Below are 26868 nucleotides of genomic sequence, written 5' to 3'. Positions count from 1 at the left end.
ACCCGTCGAGACAAGGTTGCGAGGAGACTGCGATGAAAAAGATCGAAGCTATTATCAAGCCGTTCAAGCTCGACGAAGTCAAAGAGGCCCTCCAGGACGTTGGCGTCCAGGGGTTGAGCGTGATCGAGGTCAAAGGCTTCGGCCGCCAGAAAGGCCATACCGAACTCTATCGCGGTGCCGAATATGTTGTCGACTTTCTCCCCAAGGTGAAGGTCGAGGTGGTGTTGGACGACGATCAGGTCGACAGCGCGATCGACGCCATCATCGCGGCCGCCAAGACCGACAAGATCGGCGACGGCAAGATCTTTGTCAGCACCGTCGAACAAGCCATTCGTATCCGCACCGGCGAGACCGGCTCGGACGCGCTCTGAACCCATACCGAAACACGAACGATACTACAGAAAAGGACATTGCAGAATGAGCAAGGATGCAGTTCTCCAGTTGATCAAGGACGAAGAAGCGGAATACGTCGATATCCGTTTCACCGACCCGCGCGGCAAGTTGCAGCACGTCACCGTGGTGGCAGATCTGGTCGACGAGGATTTCCTTGAAGAAGGATTCATGTTTGACGGCTCCTCGATCGCCGGTTGGAAGTCGATCGAAGCCTCGGACATGAAACTGATGCCCGACACCGAAAGCGCCTATGTCGATCCGTTCTATGCGGAAAAGACCATCTGTGTGCATTGCTCGGTGGTCGAACCCGACACCGGTGAAGCCTATGACCGCGACCCGCGCGGCACTGCGGAAAAGGCCGAGGCCTATCTGATCTCCTCCGGCATCGGCGATGTGGCCTATATGGGCCCCGAGGCGGAATTCTTCCTGTTCGACGACGTGCGCTTCTCCAACTCGATCAACAAGGTCTCTTACGAGGTCGATGCGACCGACGCCTCGTGGAACACCGACACCGAGTACGAGATGGGCAACATGGGCCATCGTCCCGGCGTCAAGGGCGGCTATTTCCCGGTGAACCCGGTGGACGAGGCGCAGGATCTGCGCTCGGAAATGCTGTCTACGATGAAGCGCCTCGGCATGAAGGTCGACAAACACCACCACGAAGTGGCCTCCTGCCAGCATGAGCTGGGCCTGATCTTTGGCAGCCTGACCAAACAGGCCGACGAGCTGCAGAAATACAAATACGTGATCCACAACGTGGCCCACGCCTATGGCAAATCGGCCACCTTCATGCCCAAACCGATCGCTGGCGACAACGGCAGCGGCATGCACGTGAACATGTCGATCTGGAAAGACGGCAAGCCGCTGTTTGCTGGCGACAAATACGCCGATCTGTCGGACGAGGCGCTGTATTTCATCGGTGGCATTCTCAAGCATGCCAAGACGCTGAACGCCTTCACCAACCCGGGCACGAACTCCTACAAGCGTCTGATCCCGGGCTTTGAAGCTCCGGTTCTGCGCGCCTATTCGGCCCGCAACCGCTCGGGCTGCGTGCGGATCCCGTGGACCGAAAGCCCGAAAGCCAAGCGCGTCGAAGCCCGCTTCCCCGATCCCAGCGCCAACCCCTATCTGTGCTTTGCGGCACTGCTGATGGCTGGTCTTGACGGCATCAAGAACAAGATCGACCCGGGCGAGGCCATGGACAAGAACCTCTACGACTTGCCCGCCGAGGAACTGGCCGACATCCCCACCGTCTGCGGCTCGCTGCGCGAGGCGCTGGACTGTCTGGCTGCCGATCACGACTTCCTGCTGCAGGGCGACGTGTTCACCAAAAGCCAGATCGAGGGCTATATCGCGCTCAAGATGGAAGAGGTGCAAACCTACGAGCACACGCCGCACCCGGTTGAATACGGCATGTACTACAGCTGCTGATCTGTCCTTGCGGACAAACGGCTATAAAAGGGCGCCCTTGCGGCGCCCTTTTTCATTGCCAGATGCCCCTCGCTTGGGAAACGCCTGACAACGCGGACAGCGGGCGCGCACCATTTCACGATTGCCCCAACGCGCGGCACCGGGCAAGCTGGTGGCCTTGATCCACAACCCATTTATGAGCGCCATGAAATCCTTTGCCCTTGCCCTCCTCCTGACCGCCCTTGTGCCGCTGCCGCTGACCGCTGCCCCCTGCGGCAACACCAGCGCAGGATTTGCCGCCTGGAAACGTGATTTCGCGGAGGAGGCGCGCCGCGCCGGCGTCGGCCAACGCGGGTTGCAGGCCCTGGCACAGGCGCAATACGCCACCAGCACCATCGCCGCTGACCGCAACCAGAAAAGCTTTCGCTACAGCCTCGAGAAGTTCATGCAGGTTCGCGGCGCCGACACGATTGTGGCGCAGGGCCGCAAACGCAAGGCACGCCATCCCGAATTCTATGCCGCGCTGGAGCGGATCTATGGCGTGCCCGCCGGAATTCTAATCGCGCTGCACGGGATGGAAACCGCCTTTGGCCATTTCATGGGCGACAGCCCGGTGGTCTCGGCCATCACGACGCTGGCCTTTGATTGCCGCCGTGCCGATTTCTTCACGCCCCATGCCATCGCGGCGTTGAAACTGGTAGATCAGGGCACCATCACCGGGGCCACGCCGGGTGCCAAACATGGCGAACTGGGCCACACCCAGTTTCTCCCCGGCAATGCACTGGCCTTTGGGGTCGATGCCACCGGGGACGGGCGCGTCGATTTCTACGACATGTCAGACGCGCTGGCCTCCACCGCCAATTTCCTGCGCCAGAAAGGCTGGAAGCCGGGCCGCGGCTATCAACCGGGCGAGCCCAATTTCGAGGTGATCCGGCAATGGAACGCCGCCAGTGTCTACCAGCAGGCGATCGCGATCATGGCGGCCCGCATAGACGGTTGAGCGCCCGCCCCCGACCCCAGCTTCGCCCGGGTGGCGCCACACTTCCGCCCCAATTCCAGACTTAACCGCGCAACAAATTGAATTCGCGCGCATTTCTCAGTGGCCAGATTGACTCCCTGCCTTGGTATCTATCGGTTTTTGACACACTTTCTCCCTGATCCGACGCTAATTTTGGTTAACCACGCGACGGCTAACGGAGGTTCCACGCAGTGACACGGGAAAACTGGTATCACGGCGGACTGGTCTATCTGGGGATGACTGAGGGCGCGATCGAACGGTTCTGCCGGATCGCCGCCAGCACGTTGCAGGACTATGGCCATCTGGTCGACCGTCAAAGCGTGCTGAACATCGAACAGGCCCGCATTGTCACCAGCCAGTACATCGTGAAACTGTCGGTCGAAACCGCACCCTATGCCGGGCGCGTCGTCGCCCCTGAGCGGATGGGCAAACATCCCTCCAAATCCATGCACCGGCTGGAGTTCTCTCTTATGCCCGTGGCCCCGGGTGAAGAGGACCGCGATATCACCGAGCTTTTGATGGTGGTCATGCTGTACCGGATGGTCGATGCCTATCCGGTGCAACAGATCGAATGGATGAACCCCGAAACCATCCTGAGCGTCGAACAGTTCCTGGGGGCCTTTGCCAACGTCACGCCGCGCCGCGTCCACAGCCGCGCCCATTTCCAGGGCCCAAAATCCAACCGCTTTACCCCGGTCGACGAGATGGAATCAGACCTGTCGCAACAAGCGGAAATCATCGAGTCCGATACCGTGTTTGTTGACCAGATCGGCATCGCCCTGATCGGTGAAGAAGAATCGCTGGCGCTCGCCTTTCGCGACGATATGGCCGACCTGATCACCCCCGCCACGCCCGAGCAGAAAGCCGAGACCAACATTCGCCGCTTGGCCACGTGGGGCATGACCGGCATGCTGGTGTTTCTATCCGCACCGGTGGCGCTCTCGATGGCGGCGATCAATCTGGCCAAGGGCGAGGATTTCCGCCTCAACACCCATGTGCTGGCGCTCACCGCCTTTGTCGCTTCAAGCAGCGGATCGGGCCTGCTGGCCAACGCGATGTCCTATCTGCCGATCTGAACGGGGCGGCAAAGCGGGGAAACCGGGACGTCTGGCCTCGCCCCGCAGCGATCCCTCAGCTCTCGACGCGGTCAAGCCCCTCGGTTCCCGCTGGCGCGTCGGCCCGCGCCAGAACGAAGGTGTGGATTGAAAACACTACCGCGCGCGTGCGCGGCAGCCGCAGCACAGATTGCCGTTCGCTGCGCAGGAAATCGGTGCTCCCGTTGCCGCCTTCCGGGCGCCGCTCGGTCTCGCTGCGCGGCTGGTGCAGATCGGGATCCCCGTACCATAGCGCATTGAACCGCCACAACGGCCGGTCCGGCTGCACCCCATCGAACAGCCGTTGCACCCGCGCCGCAATATTGCCGTCATACTCGGCCACCGGGACATGGATCGCCGTCAGCGGGCGCATCACCTTTTCCGCCAGCATCCAACTTGCCGGAAAACACAGCGCGGCGGCGGTCAGCACATGTTCATCGTCGCCCTCGCGCTTTTGCAACAGGCACAGATCCTCTTGCACCAACCGTCCCAAGGTGCCCATCGGATCGTCGCGCTTGATCGGTACCGTGACGCCATCGGGACGTGTCGCCTCGCCCTTTGCACCGGGATAGGCCAGCTCCAACACCAGATCCAGCAGTTCTTCGGCAGCGTCGCGCGCGGACTCGTCCATGGCCAGAACCGCCCCCCGCCGCCCGGCCAGCAACTGGTCGCGATAGGCCATCTGTTCGGCAAAGGCGTCGTCGCGAATCAGCCAGTCCTCCACCGCCATGGGTTGAATGCCCGGCAACCGGCGTTGCGCGGCGATGTCATAGGGGATGCGGGTCTGCAGGATCTTGCTCATCCGTTCAGATTAACATCCTGACTGGCCTCTGTCGGCCCCAAAGCGATCTGACCATACGTCGCAGGCAAAGCCCGACTGCGCCCCTCCCGTCCTTGGCCCCAAAGGAAGGCGAGCCGCCTCAGGGCGTGACCGACACCCGCGCCAGAACGCCCCGGTGATCAGAGCCCAGCCGCTCCAGAATCTGGATCGTGCCAGACTGTGCGCCGCTGGCCAGCACATGGTCGATTCCCACCCCGAACCCACCATAGGGCAAGGCAAAACTGACCGCTTCACGGCCCACGCGCCGGGTGCCGCTGGCCCGTGCCACCCGGGTCACCGCATGCGACCAAGCGACAGAATTGAAATCGCCGCCGATCACCTTTGGCCCGCTCAGGGTGCGCAGCACCGGCTCCAGCCCGTCAAGCTGCTCCGCCTGTCCATAGGGCCAAGGCCAGCGCAGATGCAGCGCCACCGCCCAGACCGGGCCACCCGGCGTCTCGACCTGCAGCGCGCTCAGCCCATAGGCACAAAGCGCGCTGCCCGGAACCGCGGGCCAGCGCGACAGCACGGCGGTTCCGCCCACCGCGCGGTAATCGCAATACTGCTGATAGGGGAAATCCTGCTGCAGCGCCTCCAGCACCGCGCGATTGCGACCATCGACCTCCTGCAAGGTCACGATATCGGGCGAACGGGCGCGAATATCAGCCACCAGCGGCTTTGGGTCGGGCCGGTTAAACAACAGGTTCTTTTGATAGATCGTCAGCACGGCGCGCTCTGCTGCCTGCCCCGTCAACTGCCCCGGCGCCTGCCCGGCCGCCAGCGCCGTCGCTGCCACCGATCCTATCCCAACCCCTGACACCTGCGCCCAGAACCGGGGCACCAGCGCCAGCACGACCACAGCCAGCCCAAGCAGCACCCGACGCCTCGGGCGGCGCAACAGCACCAGCATCAGCCCCGCCAGCCCTGCCAATGGCACCCGGAACACCGCCAGACTATCGCCCGCCGGATGCAAAGCCCCGCCATAGCCCACCAAGACCCCGACCAGCGCGGCCAGCGCCCCGACCCAGCCGACCTTGCGCAATCCCATTATCACCTGACCACGTTCCTCTTTTCACTTTCCCGTTGCCGGGGCTTGCTAAACCCCGCCCAGATGCCCAGCCTTAGACCCGCACGGCAAGAAAGGACAACCCATGCCCAGCGAACGCGTCACCTTCCCCGGCCATGACGGAACCGAACTTGCCGCGCGGCTAGATCTACCGGACGGGCCGCATCTGGCCACGGCGCTGTTTGCCCACTGTTTTACCTGCTCCAAGGATATCCCCGCCGCCCGTCGGATCGCGGCGCGACTGGCGGCGATGGGCATCGCGGTGCTGCGCTTTGACTTCACCGGGCTGGGCCATTCCGAGGGCGAGTTTGCCAATACCAACTACAGCTCCAACGTCGCAGACCTGCTTAAGGCGGCGGAGTATCTCAAGGGGCGCGGCATGGCGCCTGCGCTGCTGATCGGCCATTCACTGGGCGGCGCGGCGGTGATCAGCGCCGCCAACCAGATCGCCAGCGTGCGCGCCGTGGTTACGCTGGGGGCCCCCCACGATCCTGCGCATATCACCGAAAATTTCGCCCATGCCCTGCCCGAGATCGCGGCAAAGGGTGTCGCGTCGGTCGATCTTGGCGGGCGCGCCTTCTGCATCTCCCGCGCCTTTGTCGAAGACGTACAAGGGGCCAAACTGGACAAGGCCCTGCACGAGATGAAAGCAGCGCTGCTGATCATGCACGCGCCGCGCGATGAAGTGGTCGGAATCGACAATGCCACCAAGATCTTCCTCGCCAAGAAGCACCCCAAAAGCTTTGTCACGCTCGACACCGCCGACCATCTCATCAGCCGGGGCGAGGATGCCGAATACGCCGCCGAGGTGATTGCCGCCTGGGCGCGCCGCTATGTCGAGCTGCCAGCCCCAGCCCCCCGCCCCGACACGCCCGAGGGCGTGGTGCGGGTGGCCGAGGCCGATCCCGACGGTTTTCTGCAGGACGTTCAGTCCGGGCCCCACCACCTTCTGGCCGATGAGCCGCGCGCGGTTGGCGGCACCGAGCGCGGGCTGTCCCCCTATGGGCTGCTGGCCGCCGGGTTGGGCGCTTGCACCTCGATGACGATTCGCATGTATGCCCGGCGCAAGAACTGGCCGCTCACCGGTGTCAGCGTCGATATCAGCCATGACAAGCAACACGCCGCCGATGTCGGCAATGGCACCCCCGGCAAGATCGACCGCTTCACCCGAGAGATCCGGCTTTGCGGCGATTTGGACGCAGAACAGCGCGCCAGATTGCTGGAGATCGCCGACAAATGCCCGGTGCACCGCACGCTCAGCCACGGCGCGCAGGTGGACAGCAGGCTGGTCGAACCCGAGGGGTGAGAGGCCCGGTGGCCCGGTTCGCCTGTCGTCCAGCCGCCACTTGACCCAAATCAAGGCCACCCAAACCCGAAGGTGAGATCCTGAACACAGACCCGCATTCTGCGGAGGGAGAAGGACATGAACTTTTTTCGTCAAGTTTCCAAAAGCACCGATCTGATGCTCGGCATGGCCGCGCGGCTTGGTGCCGATCTGGGCGCAGAGATTACCCACGACCCGTTGCAAGGGGCGAATCAGGTCCGGTCGATGGCCTTGCGCTGCTCAGCCTGCCCCCATCAACAGGGCTGCGCCGCTTTGCAGCAGCAATGCGATCATCTTGACGCGGCACCAGATTATTGCCGGAACAAGGTTTTTCTGGACCACGTCGCCCACGCCTGACCGGCACCACCCCGGCCCGCGCCCGAGTGCTTTCTCGGGGGTACGGGTGGCGTATATAATCGACGCTCAGCCACTATCGACACTCTGTCGAGAGCGGCTGGTAAAGGCCGGTCATGCGGTAGGATTTGCGCGGGCCGCGCACTTGCCAAGTGACGCGAAACTTGGGCCAATCGCCGAACTCATAGCGCACCTCGTACTCGTCGGGGGCGCACCAATGCGCGCTGTCTCCGCCCTGCGGCGGCACGGCGTGAAAGAACCGCCCATCCTCGAACCAGACCGTCATATCCGCCCCCCAGCGATAGCGCCGCTCGGCCTGCATCGGTGGATGACCATCAAGCGTCAGCTGCCCGGCCTCGGCATAAAGCGCCCCCTCTCCCTGCGGCGTCCAGCGGGCTTGGCCGATGAAATGACCGGTCTGCCCGTCCGCCTGTTCTATGCGCCGGTCCAGTGACCATGTGCCGAGAAAATCATGCAAGTGGCGCGGCGTGATCGTCATCTTCTCTCTCCCCCACGCAGCCCTTCGGCCCGCCGGTCCTTCTTGGCGTTTGTCCAATCGGCGCGCTCCCGCCTTGCCGTTGCGGACGCGGCGGTCTATGACGCGCGCTGATCCCCGCCTAATCATAAAAAGGTGTTGCTGCCAATGATCCCCCGCTATTCCCGCCCCGAGATGGTCGCCATCTGGTCGCCCGAGACCAAGTTCAAGATCTGGTACGAGATCGAGGCCCACGCCTGCGACGCGCAGGCCGAACTGGGGGTGATCCCGAAGGAAAACGCCGAGGCCGTGTGGAAGGCCAAGGACGCGGAATTCGATGTCGCCCGCATCGACGAGATCGAAGCAGTCACCAAGCATGACGTGATCGCCTTTCTCACCCATCTGGCCGAACATGTCGGCAGCGACGAGGCCCGTTTCGTGCATCAGGGCATGACCTCGTCCGACGTGCTCGACACCACGCTGAACGTGCAGCTGGTGCGCGCCACCGACATCCTGCTGGCCGATATGGACCGGGTTCTGGCTGCGCTCAAGACCCGCGCCATGGAGCACAAGACCACCGTGCGCGTCGGTCGCTCGCACGGGATCCATGCCGAGCCCACCACCATGGGGCTGACCTTTGCCCGTTTCTATGCCGAGATGGACCGCAACAAGAACCGGCTGGAAAAAGCCCGGTGGGAGGTCGCCACAGGCGCGATTTCCGGCGCGGTCGGCACATTCGCCAACATCGACCCGGCGGTTGAAGAGCATGTTTGCGAAAAACTTGGCCTGCGCCCGGAGCCGATTTCGACTCAGGTGATCCCGCGCGACCGCCATGCGATGTTCTTTGCCACCCTTGGTGTCATCGCCTCGTCGATCGAGAACGTCGCCATCGAAATCCGCCACATGCAGCGCACCGAAGTGCTGGAAGGCGCGGAATTCTTCTCGATGGGGCAAAAGGGCTCCTCGGCGATGCCGCACAAGAAGAACCCGGTTCTGACCGAGAACCTGACCGGTCTCGCCCGTCTCGTGCGCATGACCGTGGTGCCCGCGATGGAGAACGTCGCGCTCTGGCACGAGCGCGACATTTCGCACAGCTCGGTCGAACGTGGCATCGCCCCGGATGCGACGATCACGCTGGACTTCGCGCTCAACCGTCTGGCGGGTGTGGTCGAGAAGATGCTGATCTTCCCGGACAACATGTTGGACAACATGAACAAATATCCGGGTCTGGTGATGAGCCAGCGCGTGCTGCTGGCGCTGACGCAGGCCGGTGTGTCGCGCGAGGATGCCTATGCGATGGTGCAGCGCAACGCGCTCAAGGTCTGGGAAGACCGGGTCGATTTCCGCGAACAGCTGCTGGCCGACAAGGATGTCGTGGCCGCCCTTGGGGTCGATGCGATCAACGAGAAGTTCGACATGGAGTATCACACCAAACATGTCGACACGATTTTCAAACGGGTGTTCGGCGAATAAATCCGCCGCGCCTGCACTGATCAAACCGCGCCCCGGCCCGTCCGGCGGCGCGGTTTTTCTTTGACCACGGTCCGCGCCGGGTTACCTTAAGTCATGTTTGACCCATTCGGGAGATTTGACATGACGATCAAGACCTTTTTCATCGCCGCATCCCTGATCGCGCTGCCCGCGCTGTCTTACGCCTCGTGCTCTGATCGCGAACATCAGGCGCAGTCCTGCGCGCCGGGCACGGTCTGGGACTCTGCGCAACAGATCTGCGTCGAACAGATCAACAGCTGATCCCGCACGACCGGGAGTCTCTGCACGGGCGGCCGGTTGCGACTGCCCGTCGGCCTTGGCTGCGTTTCTCTTTGCCGTATTTCTCTTTGCGTACAATTTTCCCGGCTTTTCGTACATTTCCTCATCGGAGTTTTCGCCCATGCGCCGCGCCCCCGTTCTCGGCCTCTCTCTCGGCCTCACCCTGATCCTCACCCTGCCCGGCCTCGGCTTTGCCGCGGGCATGGGTGGCAGCGACAGCACCCCGCCCAAGCCGACCGAGACCACCGGGACATGCGAGGGCGTGCAGGTCTGGGACCCCGAGACCGAAACCTGTGTCGATCCCAAGGAGGGCGCGCTGGATGCCGACACGCTGTATCGCGCGGTGCGCGAGTTGGCCTATGCCGGCCGCTACACCGATGCGCAGGGCGTGCTGCGCGCGATGCCCGATCAGGGCGCCGACCGGGTGCTGACCTATTGGGGGTTCACCCATCGCAAGATGGGAAACCGGGTGCTGGCGCGCAGCTTTTACGAGCGCGCGCTTGCAGCCAATCCCGACAACCTGCTGGCGCGCTCCTATATGGGACAGGGGTTCGTCGCCGATGGCGACACCGATGCCGCCATCGCCCAATGGCGCGAGATCAAGGCCCGCGGCGGGGCCGGAAGCTGGGCCGAGGCGTCGCTGCGCGACGCGATCCGCAGCGGTCTGACCTACAACTACTGAGCGATTGCTGTTGAACGATGGGGCGGTCCGGATGGACAGCCCCATCGTTCCCCCCTATCACAACCGGCATGATCGGTCTTTTCCCCATCCCGGTGGCCTGCGCCCAAACCTTTCCGCCCACAGCGGAACGCCCGGCGTGAACGCGGTCGAGGTGCTGGCCCAACGGAACCGGGCGATCGTGATGATGATCCTCGCGATCCTGTGCTTTTCGCTGATGGATACCAGCGTCAAGGCGCTGGCGCCGCGTGTCGGGGTATTGCCGGCGCTCTGGGTGCGCTACGCCGGGCAGATGTTGCTGGTGCTGATCCTGATCGCCCCGCGCCTGCGCAGCGTTGCCCGCACCCGCTACCCGGTACAGCAAATCCTGCGCTCGGTGCTGTTGATGGGGGCCACCGGGTTCTTTTTCACCGGGCTCAGCCTGATCCCGCTCAGCGACGCGGCGGCGTTGATGTCAGTCAATCCGGTGCTGATCACGCTGGGGGCGGCGCTGTTTCTGGGCGAGGCATTGGGTCCGCGCCGCATCACCGGGATCGTTGCGGCGATGTGTGGTGCGCTGATCGTGATCCGGCCCGGCAGCGATGTGTTCGTCCCTGCCGCGCTGCTGCCGTTGGGGGCGGCGGCCTGTTATTCCGGCTATGCGCTGCTGACCCGGCGTCTGGGCGCGAAAGAAGACCCTTGGACCTCACTGTTTTATACCGGGCTGGTGGGCACGGTCCTGCTTAGCGTGATCGTGCCGAGCCAATGGCAGACCCCCGACGGACCGGCGCTGATACTGTTTTTGTGCGTGGCGGGGTTTGGTACCATCGGCCAGATGTTCCTGATCCGCGCCTTCTCCAATGGCGAGGCGGCGATGCTTGCCCCCTATTCCTATGTCGGGCTGATCTTTGCCACCCTTTGGGGGATGCTGTTCTTTGCCGAACTGCCTGATCTCTGGACCATCTGCGGCGCGCTTGTGATCGCCTTGGCGGGGCTTTATGTCTGGCATCGCGAAACTTTCCGACCCTAACGAACCCCCGGACGCCCGCCCCATGCCCGCAGATCCCTCCACCCTGTCTTTTGCCGACCGCGCAGGCTATTTCGCCTCGAATCTGGCGCTGCGCGGGCTGATCGGCCTGTTTCAGGCGATCCCCTATCGCTGGCGGATCCCGGCGATGGGCTGGCTGGTCAGCCGGCTTGGCCCGATGGCGGGGCTGACGCGACGCATCCGCAACAACCTGAAACTGGTCATGCCCGACCTGCCCGAGGCCGAGGTGCGCCGATTGTGCCGCGCGGTGCCGAACAATGCCGGGCGTACGCTGATGGAGCTGTATTCCGGCGCGCCCTTTGTGGCGCGCGCGCGCCGTGCCCCGATCCACGGCCCCGGCCTTGCCGCGCTGGAGGCCGCCCGCGCCGAGGGGCGCGCGGTGGTCCTGATCACCGGGCATTTCGGAAATTACGATGCCGCTCGCGCCAATCTGATCGCGCGCGGTCACAAGATGGGTGCGCTGTATCGCCGGATGGCGAACCCCTATTTCAATGAACATTACGTGCGCACCATCTCGAACATTGGCACCCCGATGTTCGAACAGGGTCGACGCGGCATGGCGCAGATGGTGCGACACCTGAAACAGCGCGGCATCATCGCCATCGTCGGCGACCTGCATGCCCATGGCGGGCGGAATCTGGACTTTTTCGGCCAACCTGCGGTCACCTCGATCGTGCCGGCGGAACTGGCGCTGAAATACGATGCCGCGTTGATCCCGGTCTATGCGGTGCGTCAGCCCAACGGGCTGGATTTCGAGATCGTGATGCAGGACGAGATCGCCCATGGCGACCCGGTGCAGATGACCCTGCAGGTCAATGCCGGGCTGGAGGCGCTGGTGCGCGAGCACATGGATCAGTGGTTCTGGATCCATCGCCGCTGGAAACCCTACGGCCCCCAGACCCCTGACGCATCCTGAGTCCCCAAAGCGCCAAAGACCGGATCAAGAGCGTTCAGCGCACTTTCGCGGCGGCCAGAATCGGGCCAAATCCTGCCCGTTGCACCACAATGGCATCGCGGAAACCGTCCTGCGCCGGCAGTTCGACGCTGAACGTCAGCGGCCCCTGCCCGTCCCATTCCCCAAGCAGCGTCCAGCCCTCGACCACATTGGCATAGTCCAGATTTCGCCCGGCGTTCTCGCCCCGGGTGATCTTTACATGGCGCAGCGGCGCATAGCGCACCAGTTGCACCTGCAGCGGTCTCTCTTCGGCCCCCTCTTCGGCCCCCTCCTCCGCCCCATCCAGCCCCCGCTCCAGCGGTGCGGAGACTGGGCGCAGATCGACGCTCAAGCGGCCCGCGTCACGGTGGACTTCAAGCACCACCTGTGGCGCCAGTTTCATATGGTGCATGATCAACTCGGCAAGGCGCATCGCGCGGGCCCCGACCACGTCCTCCTGCCCCATCACGATCATCTGCGGGGTATAGATCATGTCCCGCCCGGCGGCGCGGGCATAGCCCTTTTGGCGCTTCGTGTTGGCCGGATCGGCAAAGGAATCCTGCCAACCGATGTAATCCCAATATTCGACATGCAGCGCCAGCGGCAGCACATCCTCGCGCTCGGCGAGTTCGCGCAGCAGCGCATCCGCCGGCGGACAAGAGGAACAGCCCTGCGACGTGAACATCTCGACCACCATCGGGCCACGGTCCTGCGCCACAGCAGGGGTCGCCAACCCGGTCCAGAGCATCATCACGATTGCGGTGCCGATCGCTGTTGGTCGTTTCATCGCCTGTGGGTTTCCCTTATTCGTTCCCTTGGGTTTACCCCCTGCCCCGCTCAACCGCCAATCAATGTTTCTTGAAAGACGACAGCGTTGGCGCATCTGTTATGAATAATCTGTGTGCAATGGTATACTAAAACGCCGCAGCACCCATGATCGCTATTGAACGCAGCGCCATGCTGATGCAAAACGCGCCCAGCTAATTCCTGTGATCCACGACTCTCTGAGGAGGCCAGATATGCCCATCACCGTCGGACAGGACACAGCCAAGACACGCAAGACTCTCAGCGTGAATGGCCAGTCCGTTTCCTACTACTCCATCCCCGCCGCGACCGAAGCCGGTCTGGGTGATTTCTCGAAACTGCCTGCGGCGCTGAAGGTCGTGCTGGAAAACATGTTGCGGTTCGAAGACGGCAAGACCGTCTCGGTCGACGACATCAAGGCCTTTGCCGACTGGGCGAGCAAGGGCGGCAAGAACCCGCGCGAGATCGCCTATCGTCCGGCCCGCGTGCTGATGCAGGATTTCACCGGCGTTCCCGCCGTGGTCGATCTGGCCGCGATGCGCGACGGCATCAAGGCCCTGGGCGGCGATGCGCAAAAGATCAACCCGCTGAACCCGGTTGATCTGGTCATTGACCACTCGGTCATGATCGACGAATTCGGCAACCCGCGCGCCTTCAAGATGAACGTGGACCGCGAATACGAGCGCAACATGGAACGCTACCAGTTCCTGAAATGGGGCCAAGGCGCCTTTAACAACTTCCGCGTTGTGCCGCCGGGCACCGGCATCTGCCACCAGGTGAACCTGGAGTATCTGGCCCAGACCGTCTGGACCGATACCGACCAGAATGGCGAGCAAGTGGCCTATCCCGACACGCTGGTGGGCACCGACAGCCACACCACCATGGTCAACGGCGTCTCGGTGCTGGGCTGGGGTGTAGGCGGTATCGAAGCCGAAGCGGCGATGCTGGGCCAGCCGATCTCGATGCTGATCCCCGAGGTTATCGGGTTTGAACTGACCGGCGAAATGGTCGAGGGCACCACCGGCACCGATCTGGTGCTGAAAGTGGTCGAGATGCTGCGCGAAAAAGGCGTGGTCGGCAAGTTCGTGGAATTCTACGGCACCGGTCTGGATCATCTGCCGCTGGCCGATCGCGCAACGATCGCCAACATGGCCCCGGAATATGGCGCCACCTGCGGGTTCTTCCCGATCGACGAAGAAACCCTGCGCTATCTGAGCAATACCGGTCGCGACAAGGACCGCGTCGCGCTGGTAGAAGCCTATGCCAAGGAAAACGGGTTCTGGCGTGGGGACGATTACGCGCCGGTCTATACCGACACGCTGAGCCTTGACATGGGCACCATCGTACCAGCCATCTCGGGGCCGAAGCGGCCGCAGGATTATGTCGCGCTGACCGATGCCAAAGCCGCCTTCACCAAGGAAATGGCCGACACCTTCAAACGCCCGATGGGCAAGGAAGTGGCCGTCAAAGGCGAGGATTACACGCTGGATTCGGGCAAGGTCGTGATCGCGTCGATCACGTCGTGCACCAACACCTCGAACCCCTATGTGATGATCGGGGCCGGTCTGGTGGCGCGCAAAGCCGCCGCATTGGGTCTGAACCGCAAGCCTTGGGTCAAAACCTCGCTGGCGCCGGGCTCTCAGGTCGTGTCGGCCTATCTTGAGGCCGCCAACCTGCAGGAAGACCTGGACAAGGTCGGCTTCAACCTGGTCGGCTATGGCTGCACCACCTGCATCGGCAACTCTGGCCCGCTGCAACCGGAAATCTCCGACGCCATCGCCGAGGGTGATCTGGTCGCCACCGCCGTTCTGTCGGGCAACCGCAACTTTGAAGGGCGGATTTCGCCCGATGTGCGCGCCAACTACCTGGCCTCGCCGCCGCTGGTGGTGGCCTATGCGCTGGCCGGTACGATGGACATCAACCTGGCCACCGACCCGATTGCCCAGACCCCGGACGGCAAGGATGTCTATCTGAAAGACATCTGGCCGACTAACAAGGAAATCTCGGATCTGGTGCACAGCACCGTGACCCGCGAGGCGTTCCTGTCGAAATACGCGGACGTGTTCAAAGGCGACGAGAAATGGCAAGCGGTCGAAACCACCGACAGCGAAACCTATGACTGGCCGCCGGCCTCGACCTATGTTCAGAACCCGCCCTATTTCCAGGGGATGAGCCCCGAACCCGGCACCATCAGCAATATCGAGGGCGCCAAACCGCTGTTGATCCTTGGCGACATGGTCACCACCGACCACATCTCGCCCGCAGGCTCGTTTGCCACCACCTCGCCCGCCGGCAAGTATCTGCTGGAGCGTCAGGTGGACCCGCGCGAATTCAACTCCTATGGCTCGCGCCGCGGCAGCCACGAGATCATGATGCGCGGCACCTTTGCCAACATCCGCATCAAGAACGAGATTCTGGACGACGTCGAGGGCGGCTATACCAAGGGCCCCGACGGCGAACAGACCTCGATCTTTGACGCCGCGATGGCCTATCAGGCGGCGGGCACCCCGCTGGTGGTGTTCGGCGGCGAACAGTATGGCGCGGGCTCTTCGCGTGACTGGGCGGCCAAAGGCACCGCACTGCTGGGCGTCAAGGCCGTGATCGCTGAAAGCTTTGAGCGTATCCACCGCTCCAACCTGGTGGGCATGGGCGTGATCCCGTTCGAATTCACCGGCGGCGACACCCGCAAAACGCTGAAGCTGACCGGCGATGAAACGGTGGCGATTTCGGGGCTGGACACCATCCAGCCGCTGCAAGACGTGCCCTGCACCATCACCTATGGCGACGGCAGCACGAAAACGATCCAGATCAAGTGCCGGATCGATACCGCGATCGAGATCGAATACGTCGAACACGGCGGCGTGCTGCACTATGTGCTGCGCAACCTGGCCAAGTCGTAAGACCGACCAGAGCCGAAAACAGGAAAGCCCCGCCTTGTGCGGGGCTTTTTCTTTTTTGGGGGACCATAGACTGTCGTTCCGGCGCGCTGGCCTATCTTCGCGAACTTCTTCTTTAAAGATAGATAAATATTACGACTTCATGCTAAGGTTGTCGGGCGAATTTGTAAAAGGGAAGAGAAAATGGCTTTGTCGACGGAGCAACAGATGCTGATCGAACAACGCCTTTCCAACGAAAAGAAATCAACGGGCGTCGCTTATCTTCTGTGGTTTTTTCTCGGCGGGCTTGGCATTCACCGCTTTTACCTTGGAAAAAGTGGCAGTGCTTTCGCAATGCTCGCGCTATCCATACTGGGGTGGGCGACACTGGTCCTGTATGTTGGGGTGTTCTTGCTTATTATTCTGGGGATTTGGCTTATTGTAGACGCGTTTCTTATTCCAGGTATGATTCAAGAAGATACGGACGCGAAACGCGCATCACTCAGAAACCAGATCTCAATGGCATAATACGCCGCAGCCAATGCTTCAGAGGCAGGTCTTCGGCTTTCCCGAAAGCTTTAAACCCGCAGGTTGCTCCGCTCCCGCCCGTCCCCATGGGCGGGCGTTGGGATTCGGTCGCGCGCCACGGTGCTGATGGCCGTCTTTCCCTTGGGTCGTTGGAAAGCTACGGCACAGCCCCCTTACTCCGCCTTCGCCGCCGCCTCCAACGCAGGGCGCAGGCGGGTGTCGATCACCCGTTGGGTCACCGGCCCGGCAAAGCGCATCAGGATCGTGCCCTCGCCGTCGATCACATAGGTTTCGGGCACCCCGTAAACGCCCCAGTTCAGCGCCATGCGCCCCTGTGCATCGCTGCCGATGGCGGCATAGGGATCGCCCAGATCCGCAATGAATTTCGTACCGTTCTCTGGCTTGTCCTTGTAGTTCACCCCGAGGATCGCGATCCCCTCTGCGGCCAGCGCCGTCAAATTAGGGTGTTCCACCCGGCAGGGCGCGCACCAGCTGGCCCAGAAATTCACCAGCTTGATCTTGCCATCGCGCAGGTCGGCGTCGTCAAACCCCTCGCGTCCCGGAAAACCGGTCAGTTGCACCGCGGGCGCCTGTTGCCCGATCAGCGCCGAGGGCAGCGCCTCGGGGTCTTCGCGGAACATGCCCACGGCGGCCAGCGCCACAAAACCGGCAAAGATCACCGGCGGAATGATCATCAGGGGGGATATCTTAGCCATTGCGGCGCGTCCTTGCCTCTAGCTGTTCCATCTCAATACGCATCCGACGACCGCGCCACAGGCTAAGTGCCACCAGCAGCGCCAACAGCAGGATCGACGCGGCATAGGCCGTGAGCACCGTATCGGTGTATTTTCCCAGATCCGGCATCATGCCCCGGCCCTCTCTCTTGCCAACAGCGCCCGGATTCGGCGCGCGCGAATTTCCGTCCCGGTGCGGTAGAACACCAGCGCGATGAACAACAGCACGAAGCCAGCGATGCAGACCAGCAGCGGCAGGTAGAACACGTCGTCCACGTTCTCCTTGGCGTCCATGCTGAGCGAGGCGCCCTGATGCAGCCCCTGATTCCAGAAGTTCACCGCATAGCGGCTCAGCACCGCGAATACCGATCCGACCAGACACAGCACCGCCGTCAGATCGGCGGCGGTGTCGGGATCATCAATCGCGGCCCAAAGCGCCATGTAGCCCAGATAGAACAGGAACAGGATCAGGAACGAGGTCAGCCGCGGATCCCAGGCCCACCAGGTGCCCCACATCGGCTGGCCCCAGATCGCGCCGGTGACCAGCGCGATCAGCGTCATCACCGCGCCCACCGGCCCGGCGGCCCGGGCGGCCAATGCGCTGACGTGGTGGCGGCGCACCAGCCAGATCAGCGAGGCGACCAGCATCATCATCCAGGCGTTGATCGCCATCAGCGCCGAGGGCACATGCAGGTAGATGATCTTGACGGTCGAGCCCTGCCGGTAATCGTCGGGGGTGAAGAAAAACCCCCAGACCAGACCGACCACGAGACAGACCAGCGCCGCGCCCCACAGGAACGGCATCACCCGTTCGGTGGTGGCGAGAAACTTTCGCGGGTTGGCATAGGACCAGAGTGAGCTGTTCTTTTCGATCTGCGACATGGGCGTTATCTAAGGCCTCCTCCGGGCGAACTCAATTGTTGCGGCTTAACGCAGATTGACGCGCAGCACCGCGGCGCTGGCAAAGGGCAGCAATGCCAGCGCGCCGGCGCTGATCCCCGCCAACATCAACAACGGTGTAAGGGTCTCCATCCCCAGCGCGCCACGCCGCGCCACCTCGGCGCCAAAAATCAGGGTCGGAACATAAAGCGGAAGCACCAGCAGCGACAGCAGCAGCCCGCCGCGCTTGAGCCCGACGGTCAGCGCCGCGCCAAAGGTGCCGATCACGCTGAGCGCCGGGGTGCCCGCGGCCAGCGACACCACCAGCCACAGGTACCCCGGCCCCGGCAGGTTCAGCAGCACGCCCAGCACCGGGGCGACCAGCACCAGCGGCAACCCGGTGGTGATCCAATGCGCCAGTGCCTTGATGGTGACGGCCGCCTCCAGCGGCAGCGGTGCCGTGGCCAGAAGATCAAGCGAGCCATCCTCCCAATCCAGCGCCAGCAGCCGGTCCAGCGACAGCAGGCAGGCCAGCAACGCCCCCAGCCACAGCACACCGGGCGCGATGGAGGACAAAAGCGCCGATTGCGGCCCCACCGCGAAAGGCACCAGCACGGTGACGATCAGGAAAAACGCCAGCCCAAGGCCAAAGCCGCCGCCGGCGCGGACAGCCAGCCGCAGATCGCGCAGCAACAGCGCGATCACAAAAAGGCCTCGTCGAAAGCATTGGCCCCGGCGGCAGGGGCGAGACTGGCCTTGAAGGGGGTCACATCCAGCACCCCCGCCTCCAGCCCCAGATCGATATGGGTGGCGATCAGGGCGCTGCCGCCCCAGGCCAGATGCGCGCGCACCGCATCGGCGAACATTGCGACGGCGCGGGTATCGAGCGAGACCGTCGGCTCGTCCAGCACCCAGATCGGCCGTCCGGTGACCAGCAGCCGCGCCAGACCCAGCCGCCGCTTTTGCCCGGCCGACAGGCTGCCTGCCGCTCGCTCGGACAGGGTTGTCAGATCAAACGCCTCCAGCGCCGGTTGAATGCCGCCCGCCCCGAACACCCGCGCCCAGAACCGCAGGTTTTCGACCACACTCAGGGTCGGCTTGATGCCATCGGCATGGGCGGCATAGGCAATACGGTCCTGCGCCCCGGTGATCTGGCCGGACACCGGCGGTTGCAACCCGGCGATGGTGCGCAACAGCGTCGTCTTGCCGATCCCGTTCGGCCCACGCAGGATCAGCGCATGTCCCGGCTCCAGCACAAAGCTGAGCCCGGCAAGCACCGGCACGCCCCCGCGGGCAATGGTCAGATCGGAAACGGTCAAATCCATGACGACCCGCATACCCGATTGCGCGGCGCGGAAAAAGGCGCATTCCGCCACAGGGCGCCTGTCGGGGAGGAGGACGTACTGGCCCCCCAACCCGGCCCCCCAGCGCCTGACACGGGCTGCGGCGCGCGGCCCTCTTGACGCCACGCGGGAAAGGCCCCAAACCCGCGCCCATGACACAAACAGATCCGAAAATCGCGCTGATCACCGGGGCGTCTCGCGGGCTTGGCGCGGCGCTGGCCGAGGCGCTTTGCGACACCCACCATATCATCGCCGTGGCCCGTACCACCGGTGCGCTGGAAGAGTTGGATGATCGCATCAAGGCCCGGGGCGGCAGCGCCACGCTGGCCCCGATGGACATCACCGTTCCCGAGGCAATGGCGACCCTGTGCCGTGGCATCCATGACCGCTGGGGCAAACTGGACCTGTGGCTGCATCCGGCGATCCATGCCGCACCGCTGAGCCCGGCGCCGTTCATCGACACCAAGGACTGGGAGAAATCCCTCGCCATCAACGCCAGCGCTACATCGCTGCTGATCACCTATGTGGCGCCGTTGCTGGGCGCGACCGGACAGGCGGTGTTTTTCGACGACCCCCGCGCCGGCGAGAAGTTCTTTGGCGCCTATGGGGCTACCAAGGCGGCCCAGATCGCGCTGGCGAAAAGTTGGGCGGCGGAAACCCCGCGCACCGGCCCCCGTGTGCAGGTGCTGGAGCCGCGCCCGATGCCCACCGCCACCCGCGCCCGGTTTTTCCCCGGCGAGGATCGCAGTGCGCTGACCCACCCCGCCGACGAGGCCCGCCGCCTGCTGGCACTGCTGTGATCCGGCTCCGGCCCTGCGGGGCCGGTCCCGCATCGGTATGGCGCAGGAATGTTGCGGTGAGACAGCGATGAGACTGCGGTGAGATTTTTCCGGCGATGACGGCCGCCCGGCTTGCCCCTCTGCGCGGCGACGACTATCAAGACCCAAACAGGGCGGGCTTTCATGCGCATTCTTCTAACCAATGACGATGGCATCAACGCGCCCGGACTCGCCGTGCTGGAGACGATCGCGGCCGATCTGGCTGGCCCCGAGGGCGAGGTCTGGATCGTGGCCCCGGCGTTTGAGCAATCCGGCGTCGGCCATTGCATCAGCTATACCCGTCCGATGATGATTGCCAAACTGGGAGAGCGCCGCTTTGCCGCCGAAGGCAGCCCGGCTGACTGCGTGCTGGCGGGGCTGCATGACGTGATGCACGACGCCCGCCCCGATCTGGTGCTGTCGGGCGTCAACCGCGGCAACAACTCGGCCGAGAACGCGCTGTATTCCGGCACGTTGGGCGGCGCGATGGAAGCGGCGCTTCAGGGCGTGCCGGCCATGGCGCTGTCGCAATATTACGGGCCGGCCAATCTGGGGCTGGACAACCCGTTTGACGCCGCCGCCCAGCATGGCGCCGATGTGATCCGCAAGATCCTTTCGGCCACGCCCGACGCGGGCGAGGATTACCGGCTGTTTTACAACATAAATTTTCCGCCGGTGCCGGGCGACGCGGTGCGCGGCCTGCGCGCCTCGCCGCAGGGATTTCGCCGCGATACCCAATTCTCGGTTGAGCCGCACAGTTCGCCTTCGGGGCGGCGGTTCCTGTGGATCAAGGGCGGCAACCAACATGTGCCCACCGCGCCGGGCAGCGATGCAGCGGTCAATCTGGACGGGTATGTCTCGGTCACGCCCATGCGTGCCGACCTGACCGCCCATGACGCGCTGGAGGCGTTGAAGGCCATCGAATGACCGGACCCGCAGCCGAAACCAAGATGCAGTTCCTGTTTGCGCTCCGCTCCCGCGGCGTGACCGAGCGGCGTGTGCTGAACGCGATGGAAGAGATCGATCGCGGCCCCTTTGTGCGCGGGCTGTTCTCTGAGCGCGCCTATGAAGACATGCCGCTGCCGATTGCCTGCGGCCAGACCATCAGCCAACCCTCGGTTGTCGGCATCATGACGCAGGCGCTGCAGGTCAGCCCACGCGACAAGGTGTTGGAGGTCGGCACCGGCTCCGGCTATCAGGCCGCGATCCTGAGCAAGCTGGCGCGGCGCGTCTATACCGTGGATCGCCATGCCCGTCTGGTGCGCGAGGCGCGCGTGATCTTCGAGGCGCAGGGCCTTGTCAACATCACCGCCATGACCATCGACGGCTCCTACGGTTTGCCCGATCAGGCGCCGTTCGATCGGATCATCGTGACCGCCGCCGCCGAGGACCCCCCCGGCCCGCTCTTGGCGCAATTGAAAATCGGCGGTATCATGGTTGTGCCGGTCGGGCAGTCCGACACGGTGCAGACCCTGATCCGGGTCCGGCGCAGCGAGACCGGGTTCGATTATGACGAGATCCGGCCCGTGCGGTTCGTGCCGCTGCTCGAAGGGCTTGGACCGGACAGTTGAGCGCCGGTTGAGCGTTACAGGTAACCCGTAAAAGGCCCCGGCCAACAAGGGGCGCGTATTGAGGAACACGACGAGATGCCAATTCCCGCCAACGCCACACCGGGCCGCCTGATCGCGGCGACCGCCGCTCTTGCCCTGCTTGCGGGCTGTTCCAAGCCGCTGGATTTCGACCTACGCGGCAATCTGGGCAGTTTCAGCACCGCCGAGGCCGCCCGCAGCGTCAGCACCGCCAACCGACCCGATCCGGATGCGCGCGGCATCATCTCCTACCCCAGCTATCAGGTCGCGGTGGCGCAACGCGGCGATAGCGTCGCCGATGTCGCCGCCCGCATCGGCCTGCCGCCCGAGGATCTGGCGCGCTACAACGGTGTCCAATCCAGTGACCAGTTGCGCAAGGGCGAGGTTCTGGCCCTGCCCCGCCGGGTCTCGGAACCGCCTGCAGGCACAGCCGGGTCCATCGACATCGCGACGCTGGCAGGATCGGCGATTGACGCCTCGCCCAATACCACACCGGCTGCTGTCGCGGTTGAAAGCACCCCGCTGGCCCCCGCCGGCACCTCACCCCGGCCACAGACCAAGCCGGATCGGGTCGAACCGATCCGCCACAAGGTCGAGCGCGGCGAGACCGCCTATACCCTGTCGCGGCTGTATCAGGTGCCAATCAAGTCGCTGGCGGAATGGAACGGGCTTGGCCCCGACTTTACCATCCGCGAAGGGCAGTATCTGCTGATCCCGGTCAAGGACCAGCCAGCCCCGAGCCGCGCCCTGCCGCAAACCGAGGTCACCGCGCCGGGCACTGGCTCACCCACGCCGACCCCGCCCAGTGCCGCCGCGCCGCTGCCGGACGAAAAAGTCCCGGCCAAGGCACCGGAACCGCCCAAGGTCTCGGTCGGAACGCCCTCGAACGCCTCCAGCGCGGCGATGGCCATGCCGGTTTCGGGCGGCAAGATCATCCGCGCCTATGCCAAAGGCCGCAACGAGGGGATCGACATCTCTGGCGCGCCGGGCACCCCGGTCGCCGCCGCCCGGTCCGGCACCATCGCCGCAATCACCGAGGATGCCGATCAGGTGCCGATCGTAGTGGTCCGCCACGATGCCAATCTGCTGACTGTCTATGCCAATGTGGACAAGATCACGGTCAAGAAGGGCGATACGGTCAAACGCGGCCAGAGTCTGGCCCAGCTTCGCCCCGGTGACGAGGCCTATCTGCATTTCGAGGTGCGCGACGGCTTCGACAGCGTCGATCCGGCTCCCTATCTGAAATAAGCCGCTCGGAAATAGCCTGCGGCAGTGCCTCGTTGGGTTGCACAGAAACGCCCCTTTCGGGGCGGGCCTCCGGCGGGAGTATTTGAGACAAGAAGAAGCGAGGGACGGCGCGCTCAGAGCCGCCCCTGCGCAAGGGCCAGCGGGTCAGACCTGCACCCCTTGTCGCCCCGCCAGATCGGTAAAGAACTGCCACGCCACCCGGCCCGAGCGCGACCCGCGCGTGGCCTGCCATTCGATCGCCTCGGCGCGCAGGGTCTCGGGATCCGCCGCGACCCCGTAAGCGGCGCAATATCGCTCGATCATCGACAGATATTCGTCTTGGGAACAGGGGTGGAAGCCCAGCCACAGCCCGAACCGGTCCGACAGCGAGACCTTTTCTTCGACCGCTTCGGACGGCGAGATCGCGCTGGAGCGTTCGTTCTCGATCATGTCGCGCGGCATCAGGTGGCGTCGGTTCGAAGTGGCGTAGAACAGCACATTTTCCGGGCGCCCCTCGATGCCGCCATCCAGCACCGCCTTGAGACTTTTGTAGTGCTGGTCGTCATGGGAAAACGACAGGTCATCGCAGAACAGGATGAAGCGTTGCGGAGCGTCGCGCAGATGGTTCAGCAGCCGCCCGACACTGGGCAGATCCTCGCGCTGCAACTCGACCAGTTTGAGATCGGGGTGATCCTTGGCCACCTCGGCATGGATCGCCTTGACCAGGCTCGATTTCCCCATCCCGCGAGAGCCCCAGAGCAGCGCGTTGTTGGCGCTGAAGCCGCGCGCAAAGCGGCGGGTGTTGTCCAGCAGCGTGTCGCGCGACCGTTCGATTCCCACCAGAAGGTCGAGCCGCACCCGGTTGATCTGGGGCACCGGCTCTAGCCGGTCAGGCTCCATATGCCAGACAAAGCCGCCGGCGGCGGTGAAATCCGGGGCCGGCATCGGCGCCGGGGCGATCCGTTCCAGCGCCTCGGCAATGCGGGCAAGTGTGGCCTGTTCCATCTGTGGTCCTCCAGTCAATTCGCGCCTGTCAAACCAGAAAGCGGCCCCGGCAACAAGAGGGGCCACAAGAGCGCCAACAAGAGGGGCACGCAAAGGGGCAACCGCAAAGCAAAGGGGCGCGCGGGTCTCCCCACGCGCCCCCTCATGCCACAAGCACAGCTGTTAGGTGTTGTCCGGTCCGGCGTCCTCGTCGAATTCGGACATCAACGGATCGTCGATCTCGTCCTCGTCGTCATAGTAGCCCTCTTCGCGCAGCTTTTGCTCGCGCGTCTTCTCGACCCGGCGGACCAGGAAAATCGAGATTTCATAGAGCCCGTAGACCACGGTGAAGAGAATGATCTGGGTGATCACGTCTGGCGGCGTCACCAGCGCGGCCAAAAGCAAGATCGCCACCACCGCGTATTTGCGCACGTTGCCCAGCCCATCGGCGCTGACCAACCCGGCCTTGCCCATCAGGGTCAACAACACCGGCAGTTGGAAACACAGGCCAAACGCGACGATGAACTTGATCGTCAGGTTCAGATATTCCTGCGCCGAGCCTTGGAACACCACGCTCAACGGGGCAGCGCCCTCTGTCACCGCCTCGCCCTCTGCGCCAAATTGCTGGAACCCGAGGAAAAAGTCATAGGCCAGCGGCGTCACCACATAAAAGGCGAATGCGCCCCCCACGATGAACATGAAGGGCGAGGCGATCAGGAACGGCAGGAACGCGCCCTTTTCGGTGCGATACAGCCCCGGCGCCACGAACCGCCACATCTGCAGCGCGATATAGGGAAATGACAGCATCAGCCCGCCCAGCAGCGACACCTTGATCGCGACAAAGAACCCTTCTTGCGGGCTGATGAAGATCAAGTCGCAATCCTGCCCCCGATCCGCCAGCACCTTGCACAACGGCTCGGTCAGGAAATTGAAGAGCGGCGTGGCCACGGTGAAACAGATCACCATGCCAACCAGAAACGCCGCAACCGAATGGATCAGCCGCGTGCGCAATTCTGCCAGATGCTCGATCAGCGGGGCCGAGCTGTCCTCGATCTCGTCGGTATTACTCATGTTTTGCTTTCAGGATTCTGCGCGGCATCCGGTGCGGGATCATTCAGCGCCGCCTCGGCCTCATCGGCCTTGGACCGCGCCTCTTCGGCCTCGCGCGCCTTGCGGTCTGCGGCGGCGCGCGCCGTGGCGGCCTGGATCTTTTTGGCGTCCGCGGCACGCTCCTTGGCCAGTTTTCCGGTTTCGCTGTCGGGGTCGAATTTCGTCGGGTCCAACCCAGAGGTGAGGTCGCGCGCCGCATCCTTGACCCCATCAAGCGCCGAGCCCAACGGGTTGGTCGCGGTCTTGAAGGTCTTGGCCACGTCGCTCATGCCCGACTCATCCGCCGCGTCATTCATCGCGCGGGAAAACTCGCGCGCCATGCCGCGCGCCTTGCCGACCCAGCGGCCAGCATTGCGAAACAGCACCGGCAGATCCTTGGGCCCCACCACGATCAACGCGACGACACCGATGATCAGCAATTCGGTCCAGCCAAGATCGAACATCTGCGGTTACGCCTTGTCCTTGTCGGTCTCGACGGTGTCGGGGGTCACGTCCTTGGCGATCTCGCTGACATCCTCTTCGATTTCCTTGCTGCCCTCGTTCACGCCCTTCTTGAACGAGGTAATGCCTTTGCCGACCTCGCCCATGAGCGAGCTGATCTTGCCGCGACCGAACAGCACCAGAACCACGACCGCAATCAGAAGAAGGCCGGGAAGGCCGATATTATTCAACATTGTCTTCTCCATTTTATCTTGTCCCAAGCGCGGCTCGATTGACCACGCGGCGGGGTCATCACCGTCATAGCCGAGCCAGCGGCCCGACGAAAAGCGCGTCCCGCCCAAGAATACCCGCAGCGCGGCCAGATTTCAGGGAGTTCAGCCCCCTTCCCAATACAACTGACATGTTTTTGTCAGTTTATCTTGACCTCCCTCTCGTCCCAGCGCAGGAAGATGGCATGACCCGCACCGACCGCCTGCTCGATCTTTTGCGGATTCTGCGCGACGGGGCATTGCACCGGGCACAGGATCTTTCAGCTCGGCTGGGCGTGTCACAGCGCACGATCTATCGCGATATGGACCGCCTTGCCGCTGCGGGCGTGCCGGTTGAGGGCACCCGTGGCACCGGCTATCGGCTGGCCACGCACATCACGCTGCCGCCGCTCCCCCTCACACAGGGCGAGTTGGAAGCGCTGCATCTGGGCATCGCCATCGTCGCCGAGGCCGCCGACCCGGATCTGAAGTCCGCCGCCCAGTCCCTCGCCGACAAGATCGATGCTCTGCTGCCGGAAGAGACCATCGCCGAGGCCGAGGCGTGGAAGACCGCGCTTACCCCCTTTGCAGATGCGGCGCGCGGGTTGTCGCATATGGCGGCCCTGCGCGGCGCCATCCGGGGGCGTCAGAAACTGCGGCTGACCTATCGCGCCCCCGACGGCGGGCTCAGCCACCGCACCATCCGCCCGTTGCGATTGGAAAACTGGGGCCGGATCTGGACCCTCACCGCCTGGTGCGAGCTGCGCGAAGATTTCCGCGAATTTCGCCTCGACCTGATCGAAGAAGCCGTACCGCTGCCCGAGCTTTTCGTGGACGAGCCGGGCAAGACGCTGGCAGAGGACCGCGCGCACACTCCGGGTTGAGCTGCGCCCAGCCTTTGCCGCCTCAGTGTCCTGCCGGAT

31 protein-coding genes are annotated in these 26868 nt (G+C 63.8%); 18 read left to right on the top strand and 13 right to left on the bottom strand.

Features of this window, described 5'->3' with window-relative positions:
* The first annotated feature begins 32 nt into the window (after positions 1-32).
* The 4 genes from E1B25_RS04770 to E1B25_RS04755 all read left to right on the top strand — a co-directional run bounded on the left by E1B25_RS04770 (position 33) and on the right by E1B25_RS04755 (position 3897).
* Positions 33-371 (top strand): P-II family nitrogen regulator, encoded by a 339-nt coding sequence (locus E1B25_RS04770; RefSeq protein ID WP_132827527.1) that lies wholly within the window; start codon positions 33-35, stop codon positions 369-371.
* Between the two features lie 46 nt (positions 372-417).
* Positions 418-1824: a type I glutamate--ammonia ligase gene (gene glnA, locus E1B25_RS04765; protein WP_132827526.1), complete on the top strand. Its 1407-nt coding sequence runs from the start codon at positions 418-420 to the stop codon at positions 1822-1824.
* 184 nt (positions 1825-2008) lie between these two features.
* Entirely contained in the window at positions 2009-2803 is a 795-nt protein-coding gene (locus E1B25_RS04760) for a lytic murein transglycosylase (protein WP_206338507.1), read from the top strand.
* 209 nt (positions 2804-3012) lie between these two features.
* The gene (locus E1B25_RS04755) at positions 3013-3897 is read left to right on the top strand and encodes a hypothetical protein (RefSeq protein WP_132827524.1); all 885 of its coding nucleotides are present in this window, start codon (positions 3013-3015) and stop codon (positions 3895-3897) included.
* Positions 3898-3952: 55 nt separating this feature from the next.
* Here E1B25_RS04755 and E1B25_RS04750 read toward each other — a convergent pair whose 3' ends face one another.
* Both E1B25_RS04750 and E1B25_RS04745 read right to left on the bottom strand, forming a co-directional pair.
* Positions 3953-4717: a heme-dependent oxidative N-demethylase family protein gene (locus tag E1B25_RS04750; protein WP_132827523.1), complete on the bottom strand. Its 765-nt coding sequence runs from the start codon at positions 4715-4717 to the stop codon at positions 3953-3955.
* Between the two features lie 118 nt (positions 4718-4835).
* Positions 4836-5783, bottom strand: a complete 948-nt coding sequence (locus E1B25_RS04745; RefSeq protein WP_245510621.1) for an endonuclease/exonuclease/phosphatase family protein — start codon at positions 5781-5783, stop codon at positions 4836-4838.
* Between the two features lie 103 nt (positions 5784-5886).
* Between E1B25_RS04745 and E1B25_RS04740 the strand changes: the two genes are divergently transcribed.
* Positions 5887-7107: a bifunctional alpha/beta hydrolase/OsmC family protein gene (locus E1B25_RS04740; protein ID WP_132827521.1), complete on the top strand. Its 1221-nt coding sequence runs from the start codon at positions 5887-5889 to the stop codon at positions 7105-7107.
* Between the two features lie 117 nt (positions 7108-7224).
* Positions 7225-7482, top strand: a complete 258-nt coding sequence (locus E1B25_RS04735; protein ID WP_132827520.1) for a DUF6455 family protein — start codon at positions 7225-7227, stop codon at positions 7480-7482.
* Positions 7483-7555: 73 nt separating this feature from the next.
* On the opposite strand, the gene E1B25_RS04730 is transcribed toward E1B25_RS04735, so the two are convergent.
* A complete protein-coding gene (locus E1B25_RS04730) occupies positions 7556-7978 on the bottom strand; it encodes a DUF6314 family protein (protein WP_132827519.1) in 423 nt (140 codons plus the stop codon).
* 144 nt (positions 7979-8122) lie between these two features.
* On the opposite strand from E1B25_RS04730, the gene purB reads away from it, so the two are divergent.
* The 5 genes from purB to E1B25_RS04705 all read left to right on the top strand — a co-directional run bounded on the left by purB (position 8123) and on the right by E1B25_RS04705 (position 12346).
* The gene (gene purB / locus E1B25_RS04725) at positions 8123-9427 is read left to right on the top strand and encodes an adenylosuccinate lyase (protein WP_132827518.1); all 1305 of its coding nucleotides are present in this window, start codon (positions 8123-8125) and stop codon (positions 9425-9427) included.
* 120 nt (positions 9428-9547) lie between these two features.
* Complete coding sequence (locus E1B25_RS04720) at positions 9548-9706, top strand: carbohydrate-binding module family 14 protein (protein ID WP_245510614.1); 159 nt, start codon at positions 9548-9550, stop codon at positions 9704-9706.
* A gap of 139 nt (positions 9707-9845) precedes the next feature.
* A complete protein-coding gene (locus E1B25_RS04715) occupies positions 9846-10406 on the top strand; it encodes a tetratricopeptide repeat protein (protein ID WP_132827517.1) in 561 nt (186 codons plus the stop codon).
* Between the two features lie 31 nt (positions 10407-10437).
* Entirely contained in the window at positions 10438-11412 is a 975-nt protein-coding gene (locus E1B25_RS04710) for a DMT family transporter (protein WP_132827516.1), read from the top strand.
* Between the two features lie 22 nt (positions 11413-11434).
* Positions 11435-12346 carry a lysophospholipid acyltransferase family protein gene (locus E1B25_RS04705; protein WP_132827515.1) on the top strand — a complete coding sequence of 304 codons (912 nt, stop codon included), beginning with the start codon at positions 11435-11437 and terminating at the stop codon, positions 12344-12346.
* Positions 12347-12380: 34 nt separating this feature from the next.
* On the opposite strand, the gene E1B25_RS04700 is transcribed toward E1B25_RS04705, so the two are convergent.
* The gene (locus E1B25_RS04700; RefSeq protein WP_132827514.1) at positions 12381-13151 is read right to left on the bottom strand and encodes a DUF1223 domain-containing protein; all 771 of its coding nucleotides are present in this window, start codon (positions 13149-13151) and stop codon (positions 12381-12383) included.
* A 232-nt stretch (positions 13152-13383) separates the two neighbouring features.
* Here E1B25_RS04700 and acnA point away from each other — a divergent pair, with 232 nt between their 5' ends.
* Complete coding sequence (gene acnA / locus E1B25_RS04695; RefSeq protein WP_132827513.1) at positions 13384-16068, top strand: aconitate hydratase AcnA; 2685 nt, start codon at positions 13384-13386, stop codon at positions 16066-16068.
* 204 nt (positions 16069-16272) lie between these two features.
* On the top strand, positions 16273-16572 hold the full coding sequence (locus tag E1B25_RS04690; RefSeq protein ID WP_245510613.1) for a TM2 domain-containing protein: 300 nt from the start codon (positions 16273-16275) through the stop codon (positions 16570-16572).
* A 173-nt stretch (positions 16573-16745) separates the two neighbouring features.
* On the opposite strand, the gene E1B25_RS04685 is transcribed toward E1B25_RS04690, so the two are convergent.
* The 5 genes from E1B25_RS04685 to ccmA are packed head-to-tail and all read right to left on the bottom strand — an operon-like array spanning position 16746 to position 19510.
* Positions 16746-17288 (bottom strand): DsbE family thiol:disulfide interchange protein, encoded by a 543-nt coding sequence (locus E1B25_RS04685; RefSeq protein WP_132827511.1) that lies wholly within the window; start codon positions 17286-17288, stop codon positions 16746-16748.
* A complete protein-coding gene (ccmD, locus tag E1B25_RS04680; protein ID WP_206338502.1) occupies positions 17281-17439 on the bottom strand; it encodes a heme exporter protein CcmD in 159 nt (52 codons plus the stop codon). Before ccmD ends, E1B25_RS04685 begins: the two co-directional genes overlap by 8 nt.
* Positions 17436-18188: a heme ABC transporter permease gene (locus E1B25_RS04675; protein ID WP_132827510.1), complete on the bottom strand. Its 753-nt coding sequence runs from the start codon at positions 18186-18188 to the stop codon at positions 17436-17438. Before E1B25_RS04675 ends, ccmD begins: the two co-directional genes overlap by 4 nt.
* Before the next feature lie 45 nt (positions 18189-18233).
* Positions 18234-18890, bottom strand: a complete 657-nt coding sequence (gene ccmB / locus E1B25_RS04670) for a heme exporter protein CcmB (RefSeq protein ID WP_132827509.1) — start codon at positions 18888-18890, stop codon at positions 18234-18236.
* Complete coding sequence (gene ccmA / locus E1B25_RS04665; RefSeq protein WP_132827508.1) at positions 18887-19510, bottom strand: heme ABC exporter ATP-binding protein CcmA; 624 nt, start codon at positions 19508-19510, stop codon at positions 18887-18889. The genes ccmB and ccmA overlap by 4 nt, the downstream gene beginning before the upstream one ends.
* A gap of 170 nt (positions 19511-19680) precedes the next feature.
* Here ccmA and E1B25_RS04660 point away from each other — a divergent pair, with 170 nt between their 5' ends.
* The 4 genes from E1B25_RS04660 to E1B25_RS04645 all read left to right on the top strand — a co-directional run bounded on the left by E1B25_RS04660 (position 19681) and on the right by E1B25_RS04645 (position 23183).
* Positions 19681-20328, top strand: a complete 648-nt coding sequence (locus E1B25_RS04660) for an SDR family NAD(P)-dependent oxidoreductase (protein WP_132827507.1) — start codon at positions 19681-19683, stop codon at positions 20326-20328.
* Between the two features lie 162 nt (positions 20329-20490).
* On the top strand, positions 20491-21273 hold the full coding sequence (gene surE, locus E1B25_RS04655) for a 5'/3'-nucleotidase SurE (protein ID WP_132827506.1): 783 nt from the start codon (positions 20491-20493) through the stop codon (positions 21271-21273).
* Positions 21270-21917 (top strand): protein-L-isoaspartate(D-aspartate) O-methyltransferase, encoded by a 648-nt coding sequence (locus tag E1B25_RS04650; RefSeq protein ID WP_132827505.1) that lies wholly within the window; start codon positions 21270-21272, stop codon positions 21915-21917. Before surE ends, E1B25_RS04650 begins: the two co-directional genes overlap by 4 nt.
* Positions 21918-21992: 75 nt before the next feature.
* Entirely contained in the window at positions 21993-23183 is a 1191-nt protein-coding gene (locus E1B25_RS04645) for a peptidoglycan DD-metalloendopeptidase family protein (protein WP_132827504.1), read from the top strand.
* 144 nt (positions 23184-23327) lie between these two features.
* On the opposite strand, the gene E1B25_RS04640 is transcribed toward E1B25_RS04645, so the two are convergent.
* From E1B25_RS04640 to E1B25_RS04625, 4 genes are all read right to left on the bottom strand, one after another.
* A complete protein-coding gene (locus tag E1B25_RS04640) occupies positions 23328-24167 on the bottom strand; it encodes an ATP-binding protein (protein ID WP_132827503.1) in 840 nt (279 codons plus the stop codon).
* Between the two features lie 162 nt (positions 24168-24329).
* Positions 24330-25217, bottom strand: coding sequence for a twin-arginine translocase subunit TatC (tatC, locus tag E1B25_RS04635; protein ID WP_132827502.1), 888 nt, complete (start codon positions 25215-25217; stop codon positions 24330-24332).
* Positions 25214-25699: a Sec-independent protein translocase protein TatB gene (gene tatB / locus E1B25_RS04630; RefSeq protein ID WP_132827501.1), complete on the bottom strand. Its 486-nt coding sequence runs from the start codon at positions 25697-25699 to the stop codon at positions 25214-25216. The genes tatC and tatB overlap by 4 nt, the downstream gene beginning before the upstream one ends.
* 6 nt (positions 25700-25705) lie before the next feature.
* The gene (locus tag E1B25_RS04625) at positions 25706-25930 is read right to left on the bottom strand and encodes a twin-arginine translocase TatA/TatE family subunit (RefSeq protein ID WP_132827500.1); all 225 of its coding nucleotides are present in this window, start codon (positions 25928-25930) and stop codon (positions 25706-25708) included.
* A 221-nt stretch (positions 25931-26151) separates the two neighbouring features.
* Here E1B25_RS04625 and E1B25_RS04620 point away from each other — a divergent pair, with 221 nt between their 5' ends.
* Positions 26152-26829 (top strand): helix-turn-helix transcriptional regulator, encoded by a 678-nt coding sequence (locus E1B25_RS04620; RefSeq protein WP_132827499.1) that lies wholly within the window; start codon positions 26152-26154, stop codon positions 26827-26829.
* Positions 26830-26868 lie beyond the last annotated feature (39 nt).

It is taken from the genome of Antarcticimicrobium sediminis, from assembly GCF_004348975.1.
Classification (GTDB): domain Bacteria; phylum Pseudomonadota; class Alphaproteobacteria; order Rhodobacterales; family Rhodobacteraceae; genus Antarcticimicrobium; species Antarcticimicrobium sediminis.
The sequence above is the reverse complement of the archived record's forward strand: the minus strand, read 5'-3'. Positions and strand labels throughout refer to the sequence as shown.